Origin of the sequence: Enterobacter sp. HSTU-ASh6, assembly GCF_026319105.1 — a bacterium.
GTDB classification, from domain to species: Bacteria; Pseudomonadota; Gammaproteobacteria; order Enterobacterales; family Enterobacteriaceae; genus Enterobacter; species Enterobacter sichuanensis.
Genome location: NZ_WSPD01000006.1, coordinates 285,711 through 308,008, shown reverse-complemented (window position 1 = coordinate 308,008; position 22,298 = coordinate 285,711). Strand labels below are relative to the sequence as shown.

The following is a 22,298-nucleotide window of genomic DNA, read 5'->3' as shown; positions in this document are numbered from 1 at the left end:
ATTGAATACATATTAATGTGAGGAGATTATATGGCAAGAAAGTTTTATGATAAAGAAATAAAAGCTATTGTTAAACTTATTGAAACCTGGAGTAAGCCTGATTTCACTTGGGATTCTTTATGCGTGGCTTGCAAAAAAATTTTAGGTAAAGTACCTACACGGCAAGCATTAAGCCAGCATAGTGAGATTGTCGTTGCGTATAGGACCAGAAAAAGATCTGGTATGGTTAAACGTCAAAATACGAAGTTACCCGGTAGCCTGAGCCTTGCGGCGAAAAGAATAGAACGACTTGAAAATGATAATTCGGCACTAAAATATGAAAATAATAATTTACTGCTTATGATTCAAAGAATGCACGAAAATGCTTACAGGCATAATATATTGGCTTCTATTCTTGAAGAAGAATTTCCACAGAGAGCAAGAAAATAATATTTTGATAGGTTTTATCTATTGACAGGTGATATTAATATGGTATTTGTAAATATAGTCAGGAAGACAAAACTAACTTGCAAGGATGCAATTTATGGACAAACAACACAACTTTCCAGTGGAAACACTGGAAGAGCAGCTTATTATTATCGTTGATAAATATATCTCAAAACGGTACCAGCCGGGCGATAAAAGTTTCTCATACCAGCTATACCTGCTTTTTGTTGGCTATCACTTAAAGTATTTCTACCCCAAAAAACTTTATACTCGCTCTAATCGCAACATAGACAACATTATGACAATGTTTAGTTCTGTATACAAATGTCTTACAAGTACTTTGTTACAGCGATTAAATAATAAGGAAGCTGTTATCAGGGAGCTAAACTCTCTCGTTAACTATATTGATAACAATCAAGAACGAGCAGAAGAAATCTTTATAGCTATCAAAACTCAATATGAGATAAAAGCAATAGAGAAAGAACTAACCCATGAAGTCGTTAGAGTAAAAAATGTTAGATTATAAAAGCTCCCGAAAGGGAGCTTCATTTTACTAATTTTCTTTATTAATAACTTCCTACTTGCCAGCCATTATCTGATTTTATTAATTTAACTGTTCCAGCTTGCTTTGTTCCGCTCATATCCATAATTATATTGCACTTATAGCTTTTATCAGATTCTTTTGTGCAATCTACTTTTTTTACTGAAGTCAGATAGCTTCCAGTCCATTTTCGCATAGCTTTAAAAATATCATCTTGGGAAGGCTCACTACTACATGCAGTAAGAAGAAATACGGAAATAATAACAGCAAGGACCGAAGATATTTTCATTAGACTTAATCCTGATTAAGTATGTTACTGAAAAATGCCAGATTTTGTATTATTATTATCAGTAGAGAATGTCCATTTGCTGACAATTTCGCCTTTAAAATCTATTTCAAGAGTTTTGGACTGAGTCTGTGAACCACCAGTTAGTAGCCCAACTACAGGAATGAAAGTCGAGGCATTGAACTGATTGTTATACATAAAATATCTCCATTGCTCGTTGCCATCATCAAGAGTCGTTCTTGTATCTGGTTCACCTAACTTAGCGAGTAGCTCGTTCTTAGTAGTCTTGTTTTTAATGATCTTTGACTGAAGACTTTGTGCAGTTTCATTTTTAATTTGTTGGTTCCCGGATGTTGAGCAGCCAGAAATTAAAAATATTGCAATGAAAAAGGCGGTAACAATAGATTTATTCATTCTATCTTCCTTATTATATTTGGTCAGGGTTAACTTTTATGTGTGAAAACGGCTCTGTGGGCAAATTTCTTGCGTAAATAAAATCTTAAAGAAATTGCTGAGGCAAAATAGATAACGACAGTTAATATAAAACTTTGACTGATAGCGAATATGAAGAAAGCAATTACTAACAGCACAATTCCTATGAGTAAAGCTAACCAGGCCGAAGGTTCACCATAATTTATTGTTGCGTGACAGCCGATACAGACACGAACTCCGAACGGACTCTCTTTGAAGCAGAACGGGCACTTAATGGTCTCTTTACTCATACAAACTCCGTTTATTCAACAGGTTCCTGATACTACAAATTGTTTAAAAATCATCAGGTTCTTTTCAGGGATTCTCGATGAATAATTATCTTTAGTAAAATCACTTGTACCGATCGATGTTTGAATCACGATAGGTAAAAACTATCATAACTAGATTATCGATCTGTATTAACGATCAATAATTTCTTGACATAATATAAATTAGTTACTGTATAGTTAAGAGTGTTTGAGAGTAATCAATACAAGTGATTGTCTATAAACGAATTTTTATCGCTTTGTTTAAAGGTTTCATTGCGTAGATATTTGAGAAGGTCGTGTGTGTTTTGTGAAGAATGGTCTTACCAAAGCTTCTCAGAAGCTCGATGTAATGCTTTATGGAAGCAAGCCACTCTACGAATCTGAGATGCTTTTGCCGTTGTACTGCATTTTTTTGAAGAATCTTTCCTACGATTTCGTTTCGTTTGTCTTCTCTAAGCCGTAATTCCAGTTCTGCAATTTTTTCAACGATACTTTCCTTTCTCTCAGTGGTTTTCAACACTGTTGCAGGAGCAGGAGCAGGAGCAGGAGCAGGAGCAGGAGCAGGAGCAGGAGCAGCAGGTTGGTCTTTTATCGATATGTCGCTTCGCAGAGCTTCTAAGTGGTCCGGGTTGTAGTTAAGCCGATTACTGAGATTTGCCCAGGAGTAGCTCTTGCCCAATTGTGAAGCTTTGAAAGCTATGCCTGTGTATTCGAAAGAGAAGCCGTTCATTTTACCGGTAGAGGCAATATTGGCCTTCCAAGATACTTCAGCTTCTTCCAGCCTCTTGATAAAAGTTAGAAGGTCCGGCTTATCAGATAAACTTTTATCAAGTATCTGCTGCAGAGCTTCTCTTGGTGAAAGCACCCCGGTTCGTTCCGATAGCATTTTCTCATTACGGGACACTGTCTTCCGCTTCGGTTGTACTTGCGAGGGGGGAGATGCAGTTTTGGTCACTGTCAGGCCATGAGCGATTTCGAGTTTACTGATGATCTGTGTGCTGATGAGGTTTTCGTTCCTACCCAAGTAGAGCTTCCCACCATTGAGATCTATGCGACTTGCAATAATGTGTATGTGCTGGCCATCGTCGTCATGAAGCACATAGCAACGAAGGTGAGTATCCCTGAACCCCATCCTCTTCATGTAGTCATCTGCGATAATGGACCACTGTTCATTCGTTAGTGTTTCACCGTCGGGTAAGCGAAGTGAGTTGTGCCAAACTGGTTTTGCGACATCTAGGCGAAGATGCTTGGTGCTATCGAATTCAGCGATCATTTCAACGGCTGAATCACTTAACATGTTCCCGCCAATGACGACTGGATCACTTTTGTGGTGTGCTCCCGATTGTAATACATAACGAACAACACCAGCGAAGCTCTTACCCCTCTTGATCTTCCGCATACCCTTCACGAGGGACACTCCAAAAATCTGTTCTTAACAAGTTGTGACGAAGCTCTTCAAGTTGTCGCTTCACAGCGAAAAGCTCTGTATGAGTAAGCTGGCTATCTTTGCTCTTACCATCGATATGGATCGCAATTCGATTTAGTTTTTGTGATATGTCAGTTAAAGCTATCCAGGCTTTGGTATTAATAGTTGGTATAACAGGAGGCAACTTTTGAAGGGAAGCCATACGAAGCCACTCTCCTTTTTTATAAGAGCCTCGCTTTATATTCAGGAGTTGCAGTTCTTCAACATTCAATCGGACACTGACACAATAGCTTCTTACTGCTTCTGAAGGAATTTTACTTTTATTAAAACTACCACGGCGGGAAATTTTGGATAGATCTATATTATCTGTATAATTTATCTTATGCATATAAACTCCATTTTAGATGATATTAATTGGTAAGCATAATCCATATGCTTTATATATCACTTATATAATGAATGAGTTTTTTGTCAATCTATAGGCTTGATTGTTTTGATTTTCTTTTATTGTCTGACTGAAAGGAAGCAAGAAAAGCAAGAGCTTTATAGAACGGTGCAACCGCTTCTATAAATTAGCTCTTGCTTGTTGTATATCTCATGTGGCACATTTTGCTATAGCCATGATCGTAGCTATCTTTATTTCACTAGTTTTATTTGATTCCTCATAGATCTTAATTAGTGATAAGTAAGCTTCTTTTGTTTTTAATTCACCAAGTGCTGTGATTACAGCTATCTTTTCCTCATCAGTGCTATACTTGTCATTATTAAAAATAGTCATTATTTTACTTTGGGCTTTTATTTTATCAACCATTTTAACCATCCTGCTTTCTTTTTTCTTTTGGATAATAATTTTTGGGTATTTAAAAGAGTCTTGATTTGTTTGTACTTTCTTTTGTGATTTAAAATCAAATAATTATTTATTTTGTTCCATTTATGGCTTTCGTTTGAAGCCTTGGAAATTAGTTTGTTTGTATTGTCAGTTTCTTCGTTATAACTATTTATTATACGACGAATTTTCCAGCTTTCGGCTAACCATCTGAAATCAATATATACTTCTTCATTGCCCGTCTGTGAACGTCTTTCATCAATATAAGGCTCTAGAATCGTATAAGCTCTTAGAGCTACGATATGAAAAACATTATATAAGTAATCTTCATCATATAATCCTTCTTTTATAGCATGGGCGCATCGTTCCCATGTGTTAAGGACAAACATGATTGATTTACTGTATTCATTATCTGGGTTCACATTAGCGAAATATTTAAGGTCAAGCTCACCCTTTTTATGACTTTTATAAAGAAGTGTCAGGTTTGCCTTATGCTTTTTCAATTCAGAATCATTTTGGTAAAAGAATTCAAAATCGAAAGACAATTTCTCTTGATGAAGACGGCGTTGCCTGTTGTAGCTTTTCAAAGCTATTCCTGCAGCAGTAAAGGCAACTATTGGTGTTAGTGCTGGTAGGTATTTAACAAGGAATAGCAGTACTGTTACAATGAAACCATCTGGAGCATGATCTGCACATGAAATCATCTCATCAGCAAATTTGCACACAAAATCCATTTTTACTCCAAAAAAAACAGGGCCTTAGCCCTGTTTTTAAAATTTCTATAAAGGTTAGAAAACGTCTACATCTTCTGCTTCAGGTTTGTATGTCATCAATGTAGTTTTCATAAGCGATACTCCTATTAAGGTATACAAACTTTTATCATAAAAGATGGCTTTTGTCAATAGGGTGACGAGTGGGGTGGGGGCACTACTAAATTGATAACTATTTGATAATAAAGAAGCTATGATTCATTGCTATTCTGTCTGGTCGATAAGACGAAGTTACTGGGGCACTGAGTTCACTAACGTTTAGGACGAGAGCGGAAATGCTTGCAAACCGTTTCCCATCTTTCAAAACGATAACGTTGATACTGACGAACAGGAACGACGTTAGATTTATTAGTGATTTTCACGTTGAAGTACCTTCTATAAGGCATTTAACCCCAATGGCCAAATTACCAACGGTGATCAAATCCAGTAGAAGAGTGCCCCAGCAACAGACCAACTATACACAATATAGGTATAATGTCAATCAGGACTCATCATTAGCTTCGATTGCAAGCTTGTCATAAATTGCTTCCCCACTATGGCTTATTGTCATTCCATCTTTCACTAAAGGCAGCATGTCTTGGAATGAAAATTCAAAAGATTCCTTTTCTGATTTTATTTTTTCAGATTTTGATAAATCAAGTACTTTGCTTTGTGAGGAGCCAAAAAGTACTTTTCGCTCGCAAAAATCATGATAGTTAGGTATTAAATGCATAGAAACTTTTTCATGCATTTCTCCGATATGTGGAAGATCATTTTTATTTCGGATTAAGGGTATCTGATAAATGAAGTTTTTGAAACAAATTCTAAAAATCATATATGGCATGTTAAAAACATGGTCTTTTCTTTTGATTAAAAGAATGTTAATCGCAGGAAAAGGTGTGAATCCTGGAACAAATGTATAAAATGCCTGCATGATTGCAGGGGTTATAAAAATAGGACTATTATGTTTATCATTTATCCAGTTTAGTAGCAGTGAAAACTCATCAAGATATGATTCTGGAATCAAAGAGAGTGCAATTTTATTTAATGCCTTATATACGCCAAAGGGATAATAGGGAGATTTTAAAGAATCTATTCGGATAGACTTGTTTTTTTTATCTAATTTTATGACAGGGCTATCTTTATGTGCAACTACCTCAAGTATTTTGTTTTTTCCGACATAGATTTTTTCCTTTTCTTTCTGGAAATGTTTTTTAGGTACGCCATTTTTACCATGAAGGGCTGTTAATGTCCTGTGTATACCAATGAAATTTGCCAAATCTGTTTCTATAGTGTTGCCAAACTCTTGATTGCAGGTATCACATTCATCTAAAGAGAAAAGATATTTATTACCTAAAAACTCAGGGACAACGTGTGATAGTTTTGTAAATGATGTTTGAGGTTCACTTTTTTTGCAAAATCTGCATGGACCCTTATTATTTATAAATTTTTCATGTGTTAATTCACATGCAAATAAGATGTCATAACAGTTCAACCATTCGAAATCTTCCATGAATATTCCTAATGTTAATGAAAATGTGTTTTTTAAGTATGATGAGAAATATTGGTGCTATTTTATAAATAATGTGCCACTTTGCCGCCAAAGTCAATATTTTTAACTTAAAATCAAATGTCAACTCTAATGTAATTATTTTTTGATTTATTTAAATATAATGAATTAACAGATTTGACATATGAAAAATCTGTGATAATTATGAAATAAAAAATCATGAGGAGGTAAGTATGTGGTGGTTGGAAATAACTGACATAAAAAATAGAAAGGCTATTTATTTAGAGTTATCAAAAGAGAAGTGTGAAGCATTATATCAATTTATTTCTTCTATTTCTTCCGATGTGCCTATATCATATGGATATATTGAGAATGAAAATGAGTTAATAACTGTTAGTGGGAGATGTTATGAACTACAATATAGAGAGAAAACAATATTCGGTTGCAAAAAACCTGCGTCTGATTTGGAAGAGTTTTCATCATGGTTTTCCAGGTTAAACAGATTGTGAGTCATAATGAATTCTCCTCAGTTAAATGCACTGAGGAGAAATAAATTAAACACTCGGTCCCTTATCCTTGTCGTTCTTTTTTATATTTTTAATAAAGAATTTTAAAATAGTATTCTTAATATAACTGTCATCCACAGCAAGTATATCACAATGAGAGGATGTAGTATTTATTACTTCGGTCACTTCGTTTAGAGACCAATCCACATTTCCATCTTCATTTTTTGGAGAGATATTATACTCTGGTATATTACCTTGATTAAGGTTGTAACATTCTCTTAAAGCTTCGAGTTCTTTGTTTATATGATGAGAATGAACACGGCTACCATAAACATCGTATATTATATATATTATTGTGTCTTCTCCTTTCGGAGATCTCCCATCTTTATCACGCAAGTAAATTTTGTAAATAACAAAATTTGAGGTGTTATTCATAACATCGGTTCCTTTGTCATACGTTTATACCAAAATATAGTGAAATGTTTTATAGGTGCTCACCAATATGAGCGACTGCAATCATTGGTTTTGACGGGTCTATCCTATTGAAAAAACCGAAATATATTCGATTGTCATTATAATATGTACCTTTATTGAATTGCCCATCTTTATATGAAAGTTTATAATGGAACTCGCAGTTTATATCTTTGTAAACTATATTTCCTATTTTGAAATCTCTATTCAGCTCACCTTGTTTTCTTTCAGATTTTTTCCCCCCTTCTTCACATAACTCATATCTTAATAATGCAGACATTTGTTTTATGTTCTTAAATGTGTCTTGTGGTATAACTTCGTAATTATTTACCACAAATAGAAACTCTGTAATGCCTCTTATAAAGTTTTCAAATCCACCTTTGATTTTATTCATACTATTGAATGTCTTAAAAGTAGGATGTTCTTCATTCTCAAGAAATATCAAGTTTTTGAATATATCTTTTACACTATTGCCATACTCAATATATTCGCTCGGAAATGAATCGAGTATATTACGACAAATGATGACTAATTCTTTTTCATTTAATACAGTTGATTGTCTATTTTCTGTAACGATAGTATTATCAATACTGTTATACATATACAGCATTCTTGAATTGTATACAGGAGGTACACTATTGATGATTTTCAGTAAATTATCGCAATCCATTGGTAAGGTATCTATCTTACCCATATCATAAAATTGCCCCATCATCCAAGCCATGTCGGGTGATGTTGAATAAAACATTGTTGCTAATTTACAATCATATTCATTTGATTTATAGAATTTTATGAATTCAGAATTCATTCTCGCCATCAAGCTTCTTAAATGAGATAGCTGTTCGAGAATGATTTTTTCTCCCCTATCTAATGAGAAACTTTCTAAGAACAAGCAGACACCAGCTTTCATGGAATATCCTTATTTCATTGAGTCAGGGGTATCAAAAGAGCCTGTCATAATTGTATACATATCAATTGATTGCTGGTCAAAGAATCCTTTCGGCCAACTTGAAAGTTTTCCATCTTTGCCAATAGCTATCTTTTCTGCAGTCGATTCATTATTCTCATGGGAAATATAAAATAACGAAATTAGTTCAGGTGAAAAGTCAGGAGATGTTCTTGCGACGACACGAATTCCGTTGAGAAGATGATCGCTATGAGTTTCTATCAATACCTGTACTCCCGCTTGGGCAGTGTAAGCTATCAATCTACCCATATAGCTTTGTCCTCTGGGGTGCAAATGTGCTTCTGGGTTTTCTAATACTACTAATTCGCCCGGTTTTGCTAATAGTAATGCTGAAACAATACTCAAAGCATAGCTATAACCAAAACCAATGTTTTTGGGTTTAGTTTGTTTTCCAGACTCAGCCTGTATTGTGTTATAAGCAATGTTTGCATTAACTTCTAATTTAGGCTGGATTTTATAATTTGGAGATATTTCGTCCATCCATGCCTGAATGTTGCTCGCAACTCGTACACTATTTAATTTATGATGAATTCGTGGATCATCTTTATTGGGTTTTTCATTGTCCAGTATCAGTCTATCTTGTTTATTCATTATATTATCTAAAACTTCAATAACATATTCCCCTTTTTTTCCTAACCAATCACTATGGAAATTATGTTGTGATAGGGGAATATTATCTCGTGGACCGATACGTTCAGCCTCAATATATTGGAAGTTGCTTATATTAACGAAATCTTTTAGTGTTTTAATATCCTCTAAACCTGAAATACAAGGGAGTTCATTACGTATAATTGTAGAATCTTCTTTTGTGATACCCCAACGCACCTCACAGTTGCTGGTAGAAATTGTTATGCTTAACTTGTCTTCAGCAGAGGTAAAATCATTGAAGACATCGTTAATTCGACCAATATTGATTAAGTCACCGTTTAATTTTAAGTCACTTTTACTACCAAAATCAGACTGTAATATCATAGCTATAGCTTGCATTACTGTGCTTTTACCCACAGAATTATTGCCACAAAAAACATTGAGTCCAGAAATGTTGAAAGTTTGATTTTTATAAGATTTAAAGTTTTCCAGATTTATGGACTTGATTTGATTCATTACATGATGTCCTTATTAATATCTTTTAAAACAATACCAGTGCTTTGTTTGAGAATTTTCGCAAAGGAATTGAATCTATACAGTATTGTGATTTTCTTACCGGTTGAAGTGGAAATAGAATCTTTGAAACCTCGTCCTAATTCAATATAAGTTTGAGAGTCCCAATGAGCATACTCCCTTGCATTTCGTTCAATAGCGGAATATAAAGTATCTACTAATTTTTCCGAATTTTTAAGAAGCATCACTTCTTGTTCATCAGATAGTTTGTAAAAGTAATAAATTATTACTTCATAAAGTTGTTTACTTATGGGAGAAGAGTTTGAGCCAGGATCTTTAATAAAGGCTAAATCGCCAAAAACATCAGATGCAAGGTTTAATGCTCTCAAATATCGTTTTTCGATATTTGAATATTCAAAATTATCCTTGGATATGGATGCATTACCTGAATCTATCTCTTTTTCATTCAAAAGATCTAACTTGTAGGTGTTCAGCATTTCCATTGCTCTTGATAAAAACTTATCGTAAGAATTGAAGTTATAATTTTCAAAACCAATAGTTATAAATGCAAGAGCCGAGAGGCAAAGCTCCATATCTTTCTGTCTATCAGGCTTCACTTTTCCATGGGTTGCTTGTTTGAACTCATATTTAGAAGCCAAGTAACGTAAGAATTTTACGCTTGATCCTTGATTAAGGGCAGAACGTATTTCTTGATCGCTTAATTTTACTCCATATGTATTTATACGATGGAATAATTCAACTATGAGATCTGTGCTATCTTTATTCATTTCAATAAAGTATGCCGTGATCTCATATTCTCTTATTGATCGCTGTTCAGTTCGTGATAGTTCTCTAAAATTTTTACCGTTTAAATCATTCAAGATTTCAAGCTTTGAAAGCTTAAATTCACCACTGATAAAATCGTATATTGTAGTAATACGTTGCAAACCATCAACAACAACCCATTTTTCATCTGAAACTCGCTCCCCAAAATAGAAGACTGGTAATGGTAGTTTCAAAAGGATTGATTCAATCAATTTGGATTTTTTCTCATCATTCCAAATTCGATCTTTCCTTTGGAAATCAGGTTGTAGTTCAATATCGCCAAACTGAACTCTATCAAATATTAAAGATAAAACAGGTGTTTTTGAACTTATTCTTGCTACGCCTAATTTAGCTTGTAGCGTTTTTATTTCAGAAGAGCTTGTCTTATTATCGCCATCATCAACTCCATATGTTTCGGACGACTCTAGAATCTCTTCCAGAGTGGAATTGTTGGTAGCATTATACGTTGGCAATTGAATATTATTATCAAGTGTAACAACTGAGTTTGCCATCTCTGCTGATAACTCTTTAAATCTATTTAGAGTGCTCTCAACCTTTCTTGACGCCAATTCTGAAGGATATTTTTTCAAAACTGTTTCGTAAGCTTCGTCAAGGCTTTTAACTAAATAAATTTGTTGCTCGTAGATCTTTCCAAGATTCAGTTTAAGAAAATTATCAATTTTTTTTCTTATTGTTCTAAACTCAGAACCTTGAATTTCTGATAAGGTTGCTGCGTCATGGACATTATGACTACGTAATAAAAGATGTTTTTTCTTTTCATACTTAAAATGTTGAATGTAAGGTAAGTTAGCAAAAATTGTTTCTGGTTGGTTCCTGCTCGAAGAACTACCGTAAAGTACCTGCTCTACATTACAAAAACCTCTAATATTTAAATTGGCAAAAATAGCTTCAAGCTCAGATAATGAACGTGTCTTAGTTTCAGAATTAGAGGAGACTTTGTATTTACCGTTTTCACGATCAATGCTTATAATGCATAATGGGGGCGTAGCAGGGTTTATTGGCTGTAACTGTTTGCCAAAAAGAAGATTTTCGATGTCGTTTAGCACTTGTTCAAAGTTAAGCATTAGTGCTTCCTAAATCCATGTTAGAATTGAAAACCATCCTGTAGAATACCATCCTTTTTGTATTGGTTCAATTTTTATCTTTACTTCAATAAAAAATTGCGTTATGCGGTTAAATAACTATGTTGCGTGATGGTATTTATGATGGTATTGATTATATTGTATTCAGAAAATGACATATAAACCAATGAGGTAAGTGCGATGTTCGAGTCCGGCCTTCGGCACCAAGTCACTAAATTCCTTACTATACAGTTAGTTGGCCAATAAAATCTGCTTCTTTTGCCTGTAAGAAATGCTCTGTTATGTCCCTTGAAAAAGCCGCTGTGGTTGATAGTGATAATTGGGATGTTAACTCATAGCGACATGTAGTTCCAGGCGTCAAACAGGTACCGATTGAACACTGACTGAACTCGAATGCTATGACGTTGCAGGGAATAAACAGGTTTATGGTGGTGTTCGTACCTGCACACGAAATGCAGGCTCTGCCAGCGATTCGGCCTCGCTCCTTCGGGTACATGGTCATCCTGATAAACTTCACTATCTGACACTCCCTGGTGAAGTCGCCTAACGGCTCCGCGCGTTGTCTTACCTCCAACGGCATTAGGCTTGTATTGTCTTAAAACCGTGAGGAGGGGAAAGGCTGGATCTCTCCAGCCTTTGATGGTCATCTCACTTTCTTGAAGATGAGCAGGATCAGAGGGACGCAAATCACGAAACCATAAATTGCTGCATCTAAAACACCGCTTGTAGCTTGACCAAGTGAATCAACCGCTTGGTAATACTCTCTCAATGGAACAGGATTTGAGACAAGAGTCTGATTTTCAGAGAAAACCGCGAATGCTTGCGAGGCTACAAACAGTCCGAGGAAGTAACCCATGCTGACAATGCAAATCCCTCCCCATCGGAGAATGGTTTTAGTCCTATTCGTCAACGTCATAAGATCCACCTAATACACCGCCAAAAGTACCGCTGGAATACTGTGATAATGAATCGCCAGTTGCAGCGGCTTCGGCGGCAATGTGCTGAACTTTCCCCTTTGGCGACTCCTGGTAGCGCGGTAAATTGTCCATGTTGGGGTACATTTTTTTAAACTCGGTTGTCATTTCAACAACTGTCATTGATGAAAAGTCAGAGCTTTTTGACTCAAGATAACGCTGCAATGAGACAGGGATTGTGAAATCTTCTTCGGATTCGATAGGAATCTGCGTCGTAGTAGATGTGTAGTTGTGCTCGAATACCCTTGAACCAGCAAACTTAATCCCTTCAACAGAGTGAGTGGTACAGTTGTTTCCTGTTACGTCGTACTCATCAATTGTGCGGCCTCTGCGTTGGGTTGTTTCTTTCATTTCCGATGTGCGAATCGCTGGTTCACCCTTATTCCAAAGATCTTCAAAGAACTGCCTTGTTTTCGTCGGATCAGCATCATCTATTCGAAACGCTCTTGCGCCCATCCGGTACAGCTCTGCTCTATAGTAAACTCTCGCATCTTCACCTTGCAGAAAGTTTAAAATTCCGTCACCAGTTAAATTCCCTGGGCCTGTTCTGCCGTAGCGACCATAGGTATAGAGATAAATCAAATTGTCTTGATGTACGGAAACGAAAGCGTGTCCTGCATCGGTAATTTCAGTCCAGATGTAAACGCCGTTCAATAGCGAGTTATCTTCTGGCTTGCAGGTGTCAGTAACGCTGTTCTGCTTCTTCGCTGCCTGGGCGTGCTGCACTGGCTCTGCAGGCGCTATAGCCCAGGAAGGAGTATTAACCTCAACGGTGCCAGGAGCGATAAGAAAATTAGTACCCTGTGGACAACCGCAGAGGATTTCCGCACCATCCACGGCGACTGCGGCGCTATTTGAGCAGCGAGGATCTCCGCTTACAATTACCCCCACTTTCCCGCATTTCGGGCAAGGAGTGGTCTTATCGCCGATGTAGAGTTTCCACAAGCCCATAACAGACATACCGGGGCGGGCGGCAATACATTGTGCACCTGTAGAAGTTTTATCTCCGTGCAGACCAACGTTCTTACCGTGAACTGTGCAGCCTCTGTTAACCAATGCCATAGTGACCGCCTTATTTCAGAAAGTTTTCTGGCAACGATTCCCCTGCTCGGACTACCCTTCTTCCGGCATTTTGTGGGCAGCTAATAATTTCATCGCCGTTATCCAGCGAGCTACCAACAAGGGCAATAGATTCGCCTGGTGTGTTTCCCGCACCAGTGGTGATCTTCGCGGTCGTTCCATCTGGGTAACGCACTTCATCGCCAACACGAGACACGTTTAGCATTGTGCCGTCATCCAGTTTGATCTGCCGTCCGTTATATTCACTGAAAACTTTCCCTCCATTACATGTCAAGCTGCCCTCTGTAGCGATCAGGTAAGCAGCTGTTACGGGATGAGCGAGATTGTAGGCGTTTTGTTTTTCGATGAGAGAACGGGCTTCGTCGTTCATTCCGGCGAGTTGTTCGGCTGTAAATGGTGACTGGTCAAAATCTGCCAGCATTTCTGGTGTAAGTTCGTTGGTGTACTGCTTCATAGATCCCTCTACTTGCTATGGAAATAATTTAAGTGGCTATTTTACAAACAATAACCACATTAACAAAAAGTATTTGACTTAAGCGAAACGGTGTTTCGTAACAACCCGTAAAGGGAGTTAGTCTTCCTTGAATGTCATGGTGTATTTGCACTGTTCGGACGGTCTGATCGTCACTGTCTCCGTAAGGTTTGTGTTGCTGTAGATACACACCTTCGCGTTGTCTGTCCCCTGTTCGTCTGTCAGGGTTAATGTGATCACTGCGTGGGCGCGGTCTGACAGTAGAGCCAGCGGCACAACAAGCGTAAGAAGAAATAAAAGACGCACGTTACTCCTGCCGTCGCATGAATACGAAAAGGGAACATATAGTTCTGCTTAACCTACAAGCTAGGTTGTTATCTGAATAGTTTGAGAAAATAATTTATGATAAAAAGCTCCTCTTTAAGCCGATCGTGACGCAATGAAGGGCATGAGTGAACACATTGTAAATAGTGTTTTAAAACCTTGAGATAGGAAACATAACAAAAATTAGTGCGCATGGATTTAGAACGATGAAATGCGGAAAGTCTGTTGATTCAGGATTATGAAGCGATGAAGCATCAGCTAAATCAGTCGGAGCGTAAAATATGTGCGCTGCATATATATCCATGCATCTCAACATCTGGATAACAATAAGTTGTTGTGTCGAGGGTAAGCTGATTATCTTGATTGGATTGCCTGATTCACCTGATGGTTTTGCAAAAGGCTAAATACATAGTATTTTCATCTGAAAATGTTTTTTATCCTATCATAATATATTGAGTTTTTGCTTAGCGCAGGATTGATTTTTAAATATATCACATATTATCCTTAAATACATTATTCAGCATTGACATTAGTTTGTTTTTGCTGTAATGAATAATTGTCATGGTCAAGGAATTAATGGCAATGAAACAGAGATTATCCATATTTTTAGTCAAAAAGGGTATCGTTGACCACAATCATATTCTAGATCTTGATAGAATGAAGCGGGCGATACCATTAGATATACCTGATACTGAGTCATTTATATACATTCATCAGCCTAGGCAGGCGAAATACCCTGACTGGGTTAATTATATAATTGGCTCTCAAAGTAATGTGACCTATGAGGATTTTTCTAAGTGTCAGAGTGAAAGTGCTGTAATAGTCTTATCTTTCAATGGATATCTCTTTCTCATGACTTTTGGTGGTGGCCATCATAAAGTAAAAAAAGATAGTATAGAAAGAGATTTTGGATTAAGAGTAACATTGAATTCAGTAGATCCTGATAAGCTAAAGAGTCTTGATAAGAGTAATTATCAGGACTCACCCTTAAACACCAGGAATCAATCAGCAAAAGAAGTCGATATATCCTCACTTAATATAGATTCCGAATTGGAAATTTTATCTACATTAACTGGAAAGTCTAATGTTGAAATATTTGGTGAAATTGTTACTGGGAAAGATTCTCTGACTATTATTCCGCCGTTAGGCATTAATTCCATACGAAGCATTCTAGAAGAAGCTCTGGCGAGATTCAAAAGTAAGTTGCCTAAAGAATTTGAATGGATTGATAATATTAGCAAAGTAAAAGATAAAATGCTTTGTGATGTACTTGAACTTGAGCTTAATGAACGCTTGATCGATGATAATAAAAATGACAACTTTTGGATAGGTGAGCCTGAATTAGTTGATTGGTCCTTACAAATCGGATATGTCATTGGACGTGTTTCTTCGAGGGCACCAATACATCAAACATTATCTTTTGATATTCTCAAGGATTATATCAATTCTACAGGTCAAATTTTAAGTTGTGACTCGTTAAAAAGAATTAATATACATATTATTAAAGAGAATGAAACTACCTATGACTCTTGGTCAGCATATAATTGCTTATATGCGGAAGTTACTAGTAATGATGAGCTTTATATTCTTAGGAACGGTACTTGGTATACAGTTAATATCGACTTTGTTGCATCAGTTGACAGAGCACTAAAAAATCTCATGCCTTATGACATAGAGCTGCCTCTTTACAATCATGAGCGAGAAGAACAATATAATGAATTTGTTTGTGAAAGCCTTGAAGATTGCCTTGTTTTGGATAAAAAATTAATCTATCATGGCGGAAAAGGAAGTAAGTTTGAATTTGCGGATATTTTGCGTAAAGGGAGTGAGTTTATTCATGTTAAATATTATAGAAGCTCTAGTACATTAAGTCATTTATTTGCACAAGCCTATGTTTCCCTGGAGTTATTCGTAAGCGATCCGGAATTTCGTACTAAATTAAATAAATTACTTCCAGATGAAATTAAACTTAAGGATGTTAATAAGAGACCAGATACTCAAAAGTTCGTGGTTATTTATGCAATTGCTATTAACCGACCCATACCAAATAAACTACCATTGTTTTCTAAGATAACTTTAAAAAACACTGTAAGATCTCTGGAGAATTTGGGTTTTACAATTAAAATAGCACAAGTGAAAGTGGATCCTATTCTTGAGAAGCTCAAGAAGTTTAAGTCTAAGTAAATCTTATATATTGCTAAGTTATTTCTCTATTTTATTTCTCTTGGTGTTTTATTATTTTCAACGTCTTATGATTCGAGCGGGTATTTTAATGAAGGAAAACACTTGGTCAATAGCGCGCAATGCTACTGCTTAAGAGGGCCCTCATAATACAGATGCATGAACGGCATCAGGGAGTGTTACTAATGTCGCTGATAGGGAATTCGGTGAACGGTCTACAGCATGTCTGTGGGATAGATCAGTTTCTGTTTGGGTGTGAATTTTTAGGTTGATCATCAAGCGTGGCCGTGTAAGACCTGAATCCTGAGGCCATTAGTCTCTCATTATCATGAACACCATAATTAATTTTTCTCGACGGCCAACCAGTACTTTAGCGCTTTGTACAGAGAATCATTTTAGCATTAGATCCTCTGAAAAGGTGCCATTATCATGAGGGTTATCTGACTGAACTGCGGAAAAACCTGGGGGGGGATTGCTTCCTTGATTTTTCAGAGAAATATACCAATCCTCTTGCACATAAAAATGAAATGATTGCGCTTATAAATATTAATACAATTATTAATTTATTCCCTTGAACTGAAATTGATAATTTGAAATATGATAGAATCCAACTTGGGATTATATATAGAAATATAGCGGATAATGCGAGGCCAGCTATCATTCCCGTTTTAGCTAGTTCGATACGTTCATTTTTAGTTAAACCAGGTACTACTTCTGCCTGACATCCCAGGCAAACAAATTTTCCTGGCCCCACAACGGTTCCGCAAAAAGGGCAAATCCATCCATCTTCTTGATTATCATGGTAATGTGGTTCATTAATGGTTGCTTCTTTTCTAGGGAGGCGTTTAACTTCGCATTCCGCTTCAAATTCGGCTTGAGCTTTCCATCTATATAAACGTTGCACTGGATATTTTAAATAATCCGTATCAATGAAATGGGCACAATTTTGGCATAACCAAATACCATTTTCTGCTGACCGCCGTTGTTCAGGTGTCAGTGATGGGTCAAATCTTGCACCACCTGGAGAAGCGGCAGTAATATGAGCTGCAACGCCAGTCTTAGTTGATTTCTCTGGATGCGCATTAGGTCCAGAAGTTAGCACTCTACAATCAGGATTTGAACATCTGTTTCCAGCCCTGTCTTGTATTGCTCTTTTGGTTCTATCGATAAACACATCGCTCATTATCCCCTCCATTTTGATACCTAAGACAAATATGTATATCAGCATAATGACACTATCATTAAAGATAACCGATCGGCAATGTATTACGGTTATTGAAGGTTTTAATCGTTACCGTTTGCAAAGTAAGGCTCTCAACACGCCTTACTTTGCAGTGTTACGGTATTTAAAAGAGCTTTGCATGTCTCTTTTACAACTTATTTCTTGTGTCCCATTGCGTGAAATAGCGCTTCAATTTTTCCACAGTAAAACGCCATTTGGGAGTCGTTGGCTTACAGACCGTGTTTTGGTTGCCAAAGAAACCTACCTCATTCACCGCTTCGAGTTCGGATCGGGTTTCCAGCCATTTCACAGGAACAAAATATTCTGATTTGTCGGGATCGTCTGCATTCTGGCGATACAGATCGCTGTATTTAAGAACATCTATTGCAGGCATTTCGCCGTGTTCCGTTTTGATCGTAAAGCTGCTGGCTGGTTCAACTGCGCTCTGAACAATACCAACTCCAACGTAACCCGTTGCTGGGATTTTTACCCAAATGCGGTCGCCCGGCTGAAGCTGTTTTAAAGTCTGACTATACCAGCTTCCACCCCCCGCACTGATAAAGCCATATCGACGTGCCTCTTCCCAGACGCGGCTTTGCGGATCGCCGAACGAGACATAAAACTCGCCATTCCAGGGTTCCTTAGCATTGGCACTTGTTCCGGCAGTGGCCTGCGCGGCATTTGTTTGCGTTTCGCTCGGATCGATAAGCCAGGCACGACTTAAGAACTGTTCGTCACCGTGCTGGAACACTTTAAAGAACAGAACGTTAATCGAAATACCATTCTTACTCAGATAGTCGACGATTCGCTCAGTGGAGGGATCCAGCTCTGCTGCCACAATAATGATTTGATGCGACTGGTTAAGCGACTCCTCTTCCAGTTCGGCATTAAAGCGTTGCTTAAATGCCTCACCTAGATTTCCGCCACCAGAAAATTTTTCATAAATCTGCGACAGGCGATCGGCGGTTAAATCATCCACCCAAGAAGCGTAATCCAGCGCCTGCGCGACTACCTCACGCGGTGTGCGATCGCGCTTAAGCTCAATCAGGATCAGCGAGGCATCGGGCGCGATAGCCAGCAGATCGATACGCCCTTTATCGAGCGTATTTTCCTGATGACCCATAATCATCCATTGATCGGAGAGGATGGTGGGATCGTTTAAAATCATCTTCTCCAGCAGTTGCTCGCTGGGGAGTTTGCTGATGGTTAGCGGCTGGGGAGTCTCTCCTACCCGCCAGATAGCATGATGAACCGGCATCGTCTGTTCCTTAGCTCAGGGCCACATCTGTGAGAGCGTCTGCGAGATGGAGTTGCGTCTGCTGGGCAGATTGCAGACGGGATTTGAGGGTGTCGCAAACATTCAGAAGTGATATGTATTGATCTAAAATTCTGCTTGTCTCACTAATTGGAGGTAATGCAATAAAACATCCGCGAAGCTGAGTTTTATTTATTGACGCCAAGTTTGTTGTTTGCTTGCTAGCGCCTGCGAAATAATCTCGTGATACAGACGAATTCATAAATGTCTCAAGCCATTTAACGTTCAACTCATTAACGAGTGGTCTAGCCTTAAAAACATGATTTTGGTTAGCTACATAAAATGTGGCATCAGTCCAAACAGCAGTTCTGCCAACGGTATCCCAATCACCGCCTTCTGTTATTAACAAGTCACCTTTTTGAACATGATATTTATCTTTTTCCTCAACGGGAATTTCAATACTTTTAATATCTGATAGTTGAAGATAACCTCTTTGTACATTTGCTACGCGGAGATAAGGGACCGATATAAGCGTTCGCCCTGCAAGATTTCTACCCTTGGTTATTCCACTTTGAATATCTACAACATCTTCAAAGCGACACCACTCCCACCCAACCGGCAATGCATAAGGTTTTTCTTCATCACCCACTGGCGGCAACGGCTTTTGTTTTTTGATTTTTCCTTCTTTCACCAGTTTCGCTTTTTCCTCCTCAATACGTTTAAGCAATTCGGAAGCCGGTTCGTCGTTAGGATCTTGCGGTACCAGTTTTCCCATCACTGCCAGTTGCAGAATGGTTTGCTTAAGCGCGTCGATACTCGCCTCAGTGATAAACAGCGTGTCGAAATGCTGGCTGATTCGCGCCCAGTTTTCGGCGAGTTCTTCGGCATTTTGGCTGTCGGTCAGCGTCGCCAGCAGGGTTTCCACCAGTTGCTGATGTGCGTCCAGACTGGTTAGAGATTGCTGTTCCAGTTGGTCGCAGAGGAACATTAGTTTCGAAAAAGTCCCTACTATTCTGGCCTGCTCTGTATTTGGTGGAAACGGTATTGGATAGTTTTCAAAGAAACTTCTTGGGACTCGTTTTTGACCGGCAGAACCAGTCATCATTGATTCCCCCATACTTAAATAATGAGGTGATTTTATATTAAGAAGAATATATTGAAGGTTTAGCTCTGAACTTATCGGACGAGCAACATGTAATTCTGTTGTACCTACTCCAACACCACCTTTTAACCCCTTAAAAATCACCGCCTTACTATTTTCAAAGCAAGGTGTTATTTTTGCTAACGCAATATCCCCGTCCGCGAAATGCGTATAGCCTTTCTTCACCTCACCCCATTTTTTTATTTCTTGGTCATGAGCACCATCAAATCGGGTAGAAATACATGGCATTGGGACAAAAGAAATTTCTTGCTCATCATCTGTTACTTCTATCTTTGGATTAATCGTGGCAATCTCACTTAAAGTGATCCACTCCCACCCCTCCGGCAGCTCAAACGGCTTTTCATCCTCGCTAATCCTAAGCAACGGCTTCTGCTTTTTAATTTTACCCTGCTTTACCAGCTCCGCTTTCTCTGCGGCAATACGCTTTAACAGCTCTGACGCTGGCTCATCATTCGGGTCCTGCGGTACCAGTTTGCCGCGCACCGCTAGTTCCAGAATCAGCTCGCGCAGTTTCTTAATACCATAGAGGTCGATTTTACCGTTACTGCCGCGCCCGGCCATGGAGCGGGTTTGCAGTGCAGAGGACCAGATATCGATGTGGTCGGTGATCAGTTTCTCAACGGCCATCAGTTCGCCCCCTTGTTGCCCGCCAGCGCGGCTCCGAGGATATCGCGCAGCTGGTTACGCAGCTCGCCGATTTCCGCCTGCTGCGTCTGGTACTGCGCCAGCAGCTCATCCGGATCGTGGCTGATGGTTTCACCCTGATACGGGTTCTTGATATCAAGGTTGAAGTTGCGGGCAATGATGTCGTCGATGCCCACTTTCCACGCCTGGTTGTTTTCTTCGCGGCTGGCAAAATCGTCAGCTTCATTCCCCCACCAGTCGATTTCCGCCTGGAACTCTTCAAACTTCATCGGTTTGGTTTTGCTGTAGTTCTTCACCCCATCCGGGTACGGGTGCTCGTAGAACCATACCTCTTTAGTTGGCTGGCCTTTGGTGAAGAACAGAATATTGGTTTTAATGCCGGTGTACGGGTTAAACACGCCGTTCGGCAACCGCACGATGGTGTGCAGGTTGCACTCTTCGGTGAGCAGTTTTTTGATTTTAGTTTTTACGCCTTCACCAAACAGCGTACCGTCCGGCAGCACCACCGCCGCGCGGCCTTTGTCAGCCAGCACTTCGATAATCAGTTGCAGGAACAGATCAGCGGTTTCACGGGTCTGCATCTCTGCCGGGAAGTTTTTCTCAATACCGTCTTCTTCGGTGCCGCCAAACGGCGGGTTGGTGACAATCACATCAACCTGCTCATCCCAGGAAGAGAGAGGCTTGTTGAGCGTGTTGTCATGACGGATTTGCACCGGCACTTCAATGCCGTGCAGCAGCATGTTGGTAGTACACAGCAGGTGCGGGAGCTGCTTTTTCTCTACGCCGTGAATCTGTTTTTGCAGCGTTTTATGGTCTTCGGTCGTTTTAACGTAATGCTCTTTCACATGGTCGAACGCGCAGGCAAGGAAGCCGCCGGTACCACATGCCGGGTCCATAATCGACTCGCCAAGCTTCGGATCGATGCGGTTGACCATAAAACGCGTCACCGCACGCGGGGTATAGAACTCGCCCGCGTTACCGGCGCTTTGCAGGTCGCGCAGGATCTGTTCGTAGATATCGCCAAACAGATGACGTTCCTGGCTGCTGCTGAAGTCGATTTCATTGAGCTTGTTGATCACCTGGCGCAGCAGCGTACCGTTTTTCATGTAGTTGTAGGCATCGCTGAACGCTTGTTTGACCACAAAGCCACGCGGGTTCTTATCGATCGGCGCGGTGAGGTTTTTCAACGTCGGGAACAGGTCGTCGTTCACAAATTCCAGCAACGCATCACCGGTGATGCCTTCGCTGTTCGCCGCCCAGCTACGCCATAAATAGCGCTGGGGAATCGGGAACTGGTAGTCATCCTGCTCCAGTTCCAGCTCTTCTTCCTGGGTATCAAAAATCTTCAAAAACAGCAGCCATGAAAGCTGCCCCAGACGCTGGGCATCGCCGTCCACACCGGCGTCTTTACGCATAATGTCCTGAAGGGATTTAATGACTGAGCTAATCGACATGTTTTCTTTCCATACTTAAAAAAGGATGCCACCGGTCGCAGACGCGGCCAGT

21 protein-coding genes are annotated in these 22,298 nt (G+C 39.0%); 4 read left to right on the top strand and 17 right to left on the bottom strand.

Annotated elements, in window-relative coordinates:
* The first annotated feature begins 30 nt into the window (after positions 1-30).
* Both GM298_RS10200 and GM298_RS10195 read left to right on the top strand, forming a co-directional pair.
* Positions 31-429, top strand: a complete 399-nt coding sequence (locus GM298_RS10200) for a hypothetical protein (protein ID WP_004200789.1) — start codon at positions 31-33, stop codon at positions 427-429.
* A gap of 94 nt (positions 430-523) precedes the next feature.
* The gene (locus GM298_RS10195) at positions 524-952 is read left to right on the top strand and encodes a hypothetical protein (protein WP_004200791.1); all 429 of its coding nucleotides are present in this window, start codon (positions 524-526) and stop codon (positions 950-952) included.
* Between the two features lie 40 nt (positions 953-992).
* Here the strand turns inward: GM298_RS10195 and GM298_RS10190 are convergent, their stop codons facing one another.
* From GM298_RS10190 to GM298_RS10160, 7 genes are all read right to left on the bottom strand, one after another.
* The gene (locus GM298_RS10190; RefSeq protein ID WP_071606117.1) at positions 993-1,256 is read right to left on the bottom strand and encodes a cell wall-binding protein; all 264 of its coding nucleotides are present in this window, start codon (positions 1,254-1,256) and stop codon (positions 993-995) included.
* A gap of 24 nt (positions 1,257-1,280) precedes the next feature.
* Positions 1,281-1,667 carry a hypothetical protein gene (locus GM298_RS10185; protein WP_047075949.1) on the bottom strand — a complete coding sequence of 129 codons (387 nt, stop codon included), beginning with the start codon at positions 1,665-1,667 and terminating at the stop codon, positions 1,281-1,283.
* A 561-nt stretch (positions 1,668-2,228) separates the two neighbouring features.
* Positions 2,229-3,401 carry a relaxase/mobilization nuclease domain-containing protein gene (locus tag GM298_RS10180; protein WP_266154059.1) on the bottom strand — a complete coding sequence of 391 codons (1,173 nt, stop codon included), beginning with the start codon at positions 3,399-3,401 and terminating at the stop codon, positions 2,229-2,231.
* A complete protein-coding gene (locus tag GM298_RS10175; RefSeq protein ID WP_025403889.1) occupies positions 3,370-3,807 on the bottom strand; it encodes a hypothetical protein in 438 nt (145 codons plus the stop codon). The genes GM298_RS10180 and GM298_RS10175 overlap by 32 nt, the downstream gene beginning before the upstream one ends.
* 207 nt (positions 3,808-4,014) lie before the next feature.
* Entirely contained in the window at positions 4,015-4,230 is a 216-nt protein-coding gene (locus tag GM298_RS10170) for a hypothetical protein (protein ID WP_004200798.1), read from the bottom strand.
* A complete protein-coding gene (locus GM298_RS10165) occupies positions 4,215-4,979 on the bottom strand; it encodes a DUF4760 domain-containing protein (RefSeq protein ID WP_004200799.1) in 765 nt (254 codons plus the stop codon). Before GM298_RS10165 ends, GM298_RS10170 begins: the two co-directional genes overlap by 16 nt.
* 517 nt (positions 4,980-5,496) lie before the next feature.
* Positions 5,497-6,507 (bottom strand): HNH endonuclease, encoded by a 1,011-nt coding sequence (locus GM298_RS10160; RefSeq protein WP_004200800.1) that lies wholly within the window; start codon positions 6,505-6,507, stop codon positions 5,497-5,499.
* Between the two features lie 230 nt (positions 6,508-6,737).
* Here GM298_RS10160 and GM298_RS10155 point away from each other — a divergent pair, with 230 nt between their 5' ends.
* Positions 6,738-7,013, top strand: coding sequence for a hypothetical protein (locus tag GM298_RS10155; protein ID WP_131405558.1), 276 nt, complete (start codon positions 6,738-6,740; stop codon positions 7,011-7,013).
* A gap of 45 nt (positions 7,014-7,058) precedes the next feature.
* Here GM298_RS10155 and GM298_RS10150 read toward each other — a convergent pair whose 3' ends face one another.
* The 6 genes from GM298_RS10150 to GM298_RS10125 form a co-directional block, all read right to left on the bottom strand.
* Entirely contained in the window at positions 7,059-7,445 is a 387-nt protein-coding gene (locus GM298_RS10150; protein ID WP_004200801.1) for a hypothetical protein, read from the bottom strand.
* Positions 7,446-7,494: 49 nt separating this feature from the next.
* Positions 7,495-8,391 (bottom strand): hypothetical protein, encoded by an 897-nt coding sequence (locus GM298_RS10145; protein WP_004200802.1) that lies wholly within the window; start codon positions 8,389-8,391, stop codon positions 7,495-7,497.
* Positions 8,392-8,400: 9 nt separating this feature from the next.
* Complete coding sequence (locus tag GM298_RS10140) at positions 8,401-9,552, bottom strand: DUF3696 domain-containing protein (protein ID WP_004200803.1); 1,152 nt, start codon at positions 9,550-9,552, stop codon at positions 8,401-8,403.
* A complete protein-coding gene (locus GM298_RS10135) occupies positions 9,552-11,459 on the bottom strand; it encodes a DUF262 domain-containing protein (protein ID WP_004200805.1) in 1,908 nt (635 codons plus the stop codon). The genes GM298_RS10140 and GM298_RS10135 overlap by 1 nt, the downstream gene beginning before the upstream one ends.
* 917 nt (positions 11,460-12,376) lie before the next feature.
* Complete coding sequence (locus GM298_RS10130; RefSeq protein WP_266154058.1) at positions 12,377-13,513, bottom strand: PAAR domain-containing protein; 1,137 nt, start codon at positions 13,511-13,513, stop codon at positions 12,377-12,379.
* A 10-nt stretch (positions 13,514-13,523) separates the two neighbouring features.
* Entirely contained in the window at positions 13,524-13,985 is a 462-nt protein-coding gene (locus tag GM298_RS10125; RefSeq protein ID WP_266154057.1) for a hypothetical protein, read from the bottom strand.
* A 918-nt stretch (positions 13,986-14,903) separates the two neighbouring features.
* Here GM298_RS10125 and GM298_RS10120 point away from each other — a divergent pair.
* Entirely contained in the window at positions 14,904-16,511 is a 1,608-nt protein-coding gene (locus tag GM298_RS10120) for a TIGR04141 family sporadically distributed protein (protein WP_266154056.1), read from the top strand.
* Positions 16,512-16,944: 433 nt separating this feature from the next.
* Here GM298_RS10120 and GM298_RS10115 read toward each other — a convergent pair whose 3' ends face one another.
* The 4 genes from GM298_RS10115 to GM298_RS10100 form a co-directional block, all read right to left on the bottom strand.
* Entirely contained in the window at positions 16,945-17,691 is a 747-nt protein-coding gene (locus tag GM298_RS10115; protein WP_266154055.1) for a hypothetical protein, read from the bottom strand.
* Between the two features lie 187 nt (positions 17,692-17,878).
* Positions 17,879-18,988 carry a nuclease gene (locus GM298_RS10110; protein ID WP_266154054.1) on the bottom strand — a complete coding sequence of 370 codons (1,110 nt, stop codon included), beginning with the start codon at positions 18,986-18,988 and terminating at the stop codon, positions 17,879-17,881.
* 10 nt (positions 18,989-18,998) lie between these two features.
* Positions 18,999-20,774, bottom strand: coding sequence for a restriction endonuclease subunit S (locus GM298_RS10105; RefSeq protein ID WP_266154053.1), 1,776 nt, complete (start codon positions 20,772-20,774; stop codon positions 18,999-19,001).
* The gene (locus GM298_RS10100; RefSeq protein ID WP_266154052.1) at positions 20,774-22,246 is read right to left on the bottom strand and encodes an N-6 DNA methylase; all 1,473 of its coding nucleotides are present in this window, start codon (positions 22,244-22,246) and stop codon (positions 20,774-20,776) included. Before GM298_RS10100 ends, GM298_RS10105 begins: the two co-directional genes overlap by 1 nt.
* Positions 22,247-22,298: the final 52 nt, after the last annotated feature.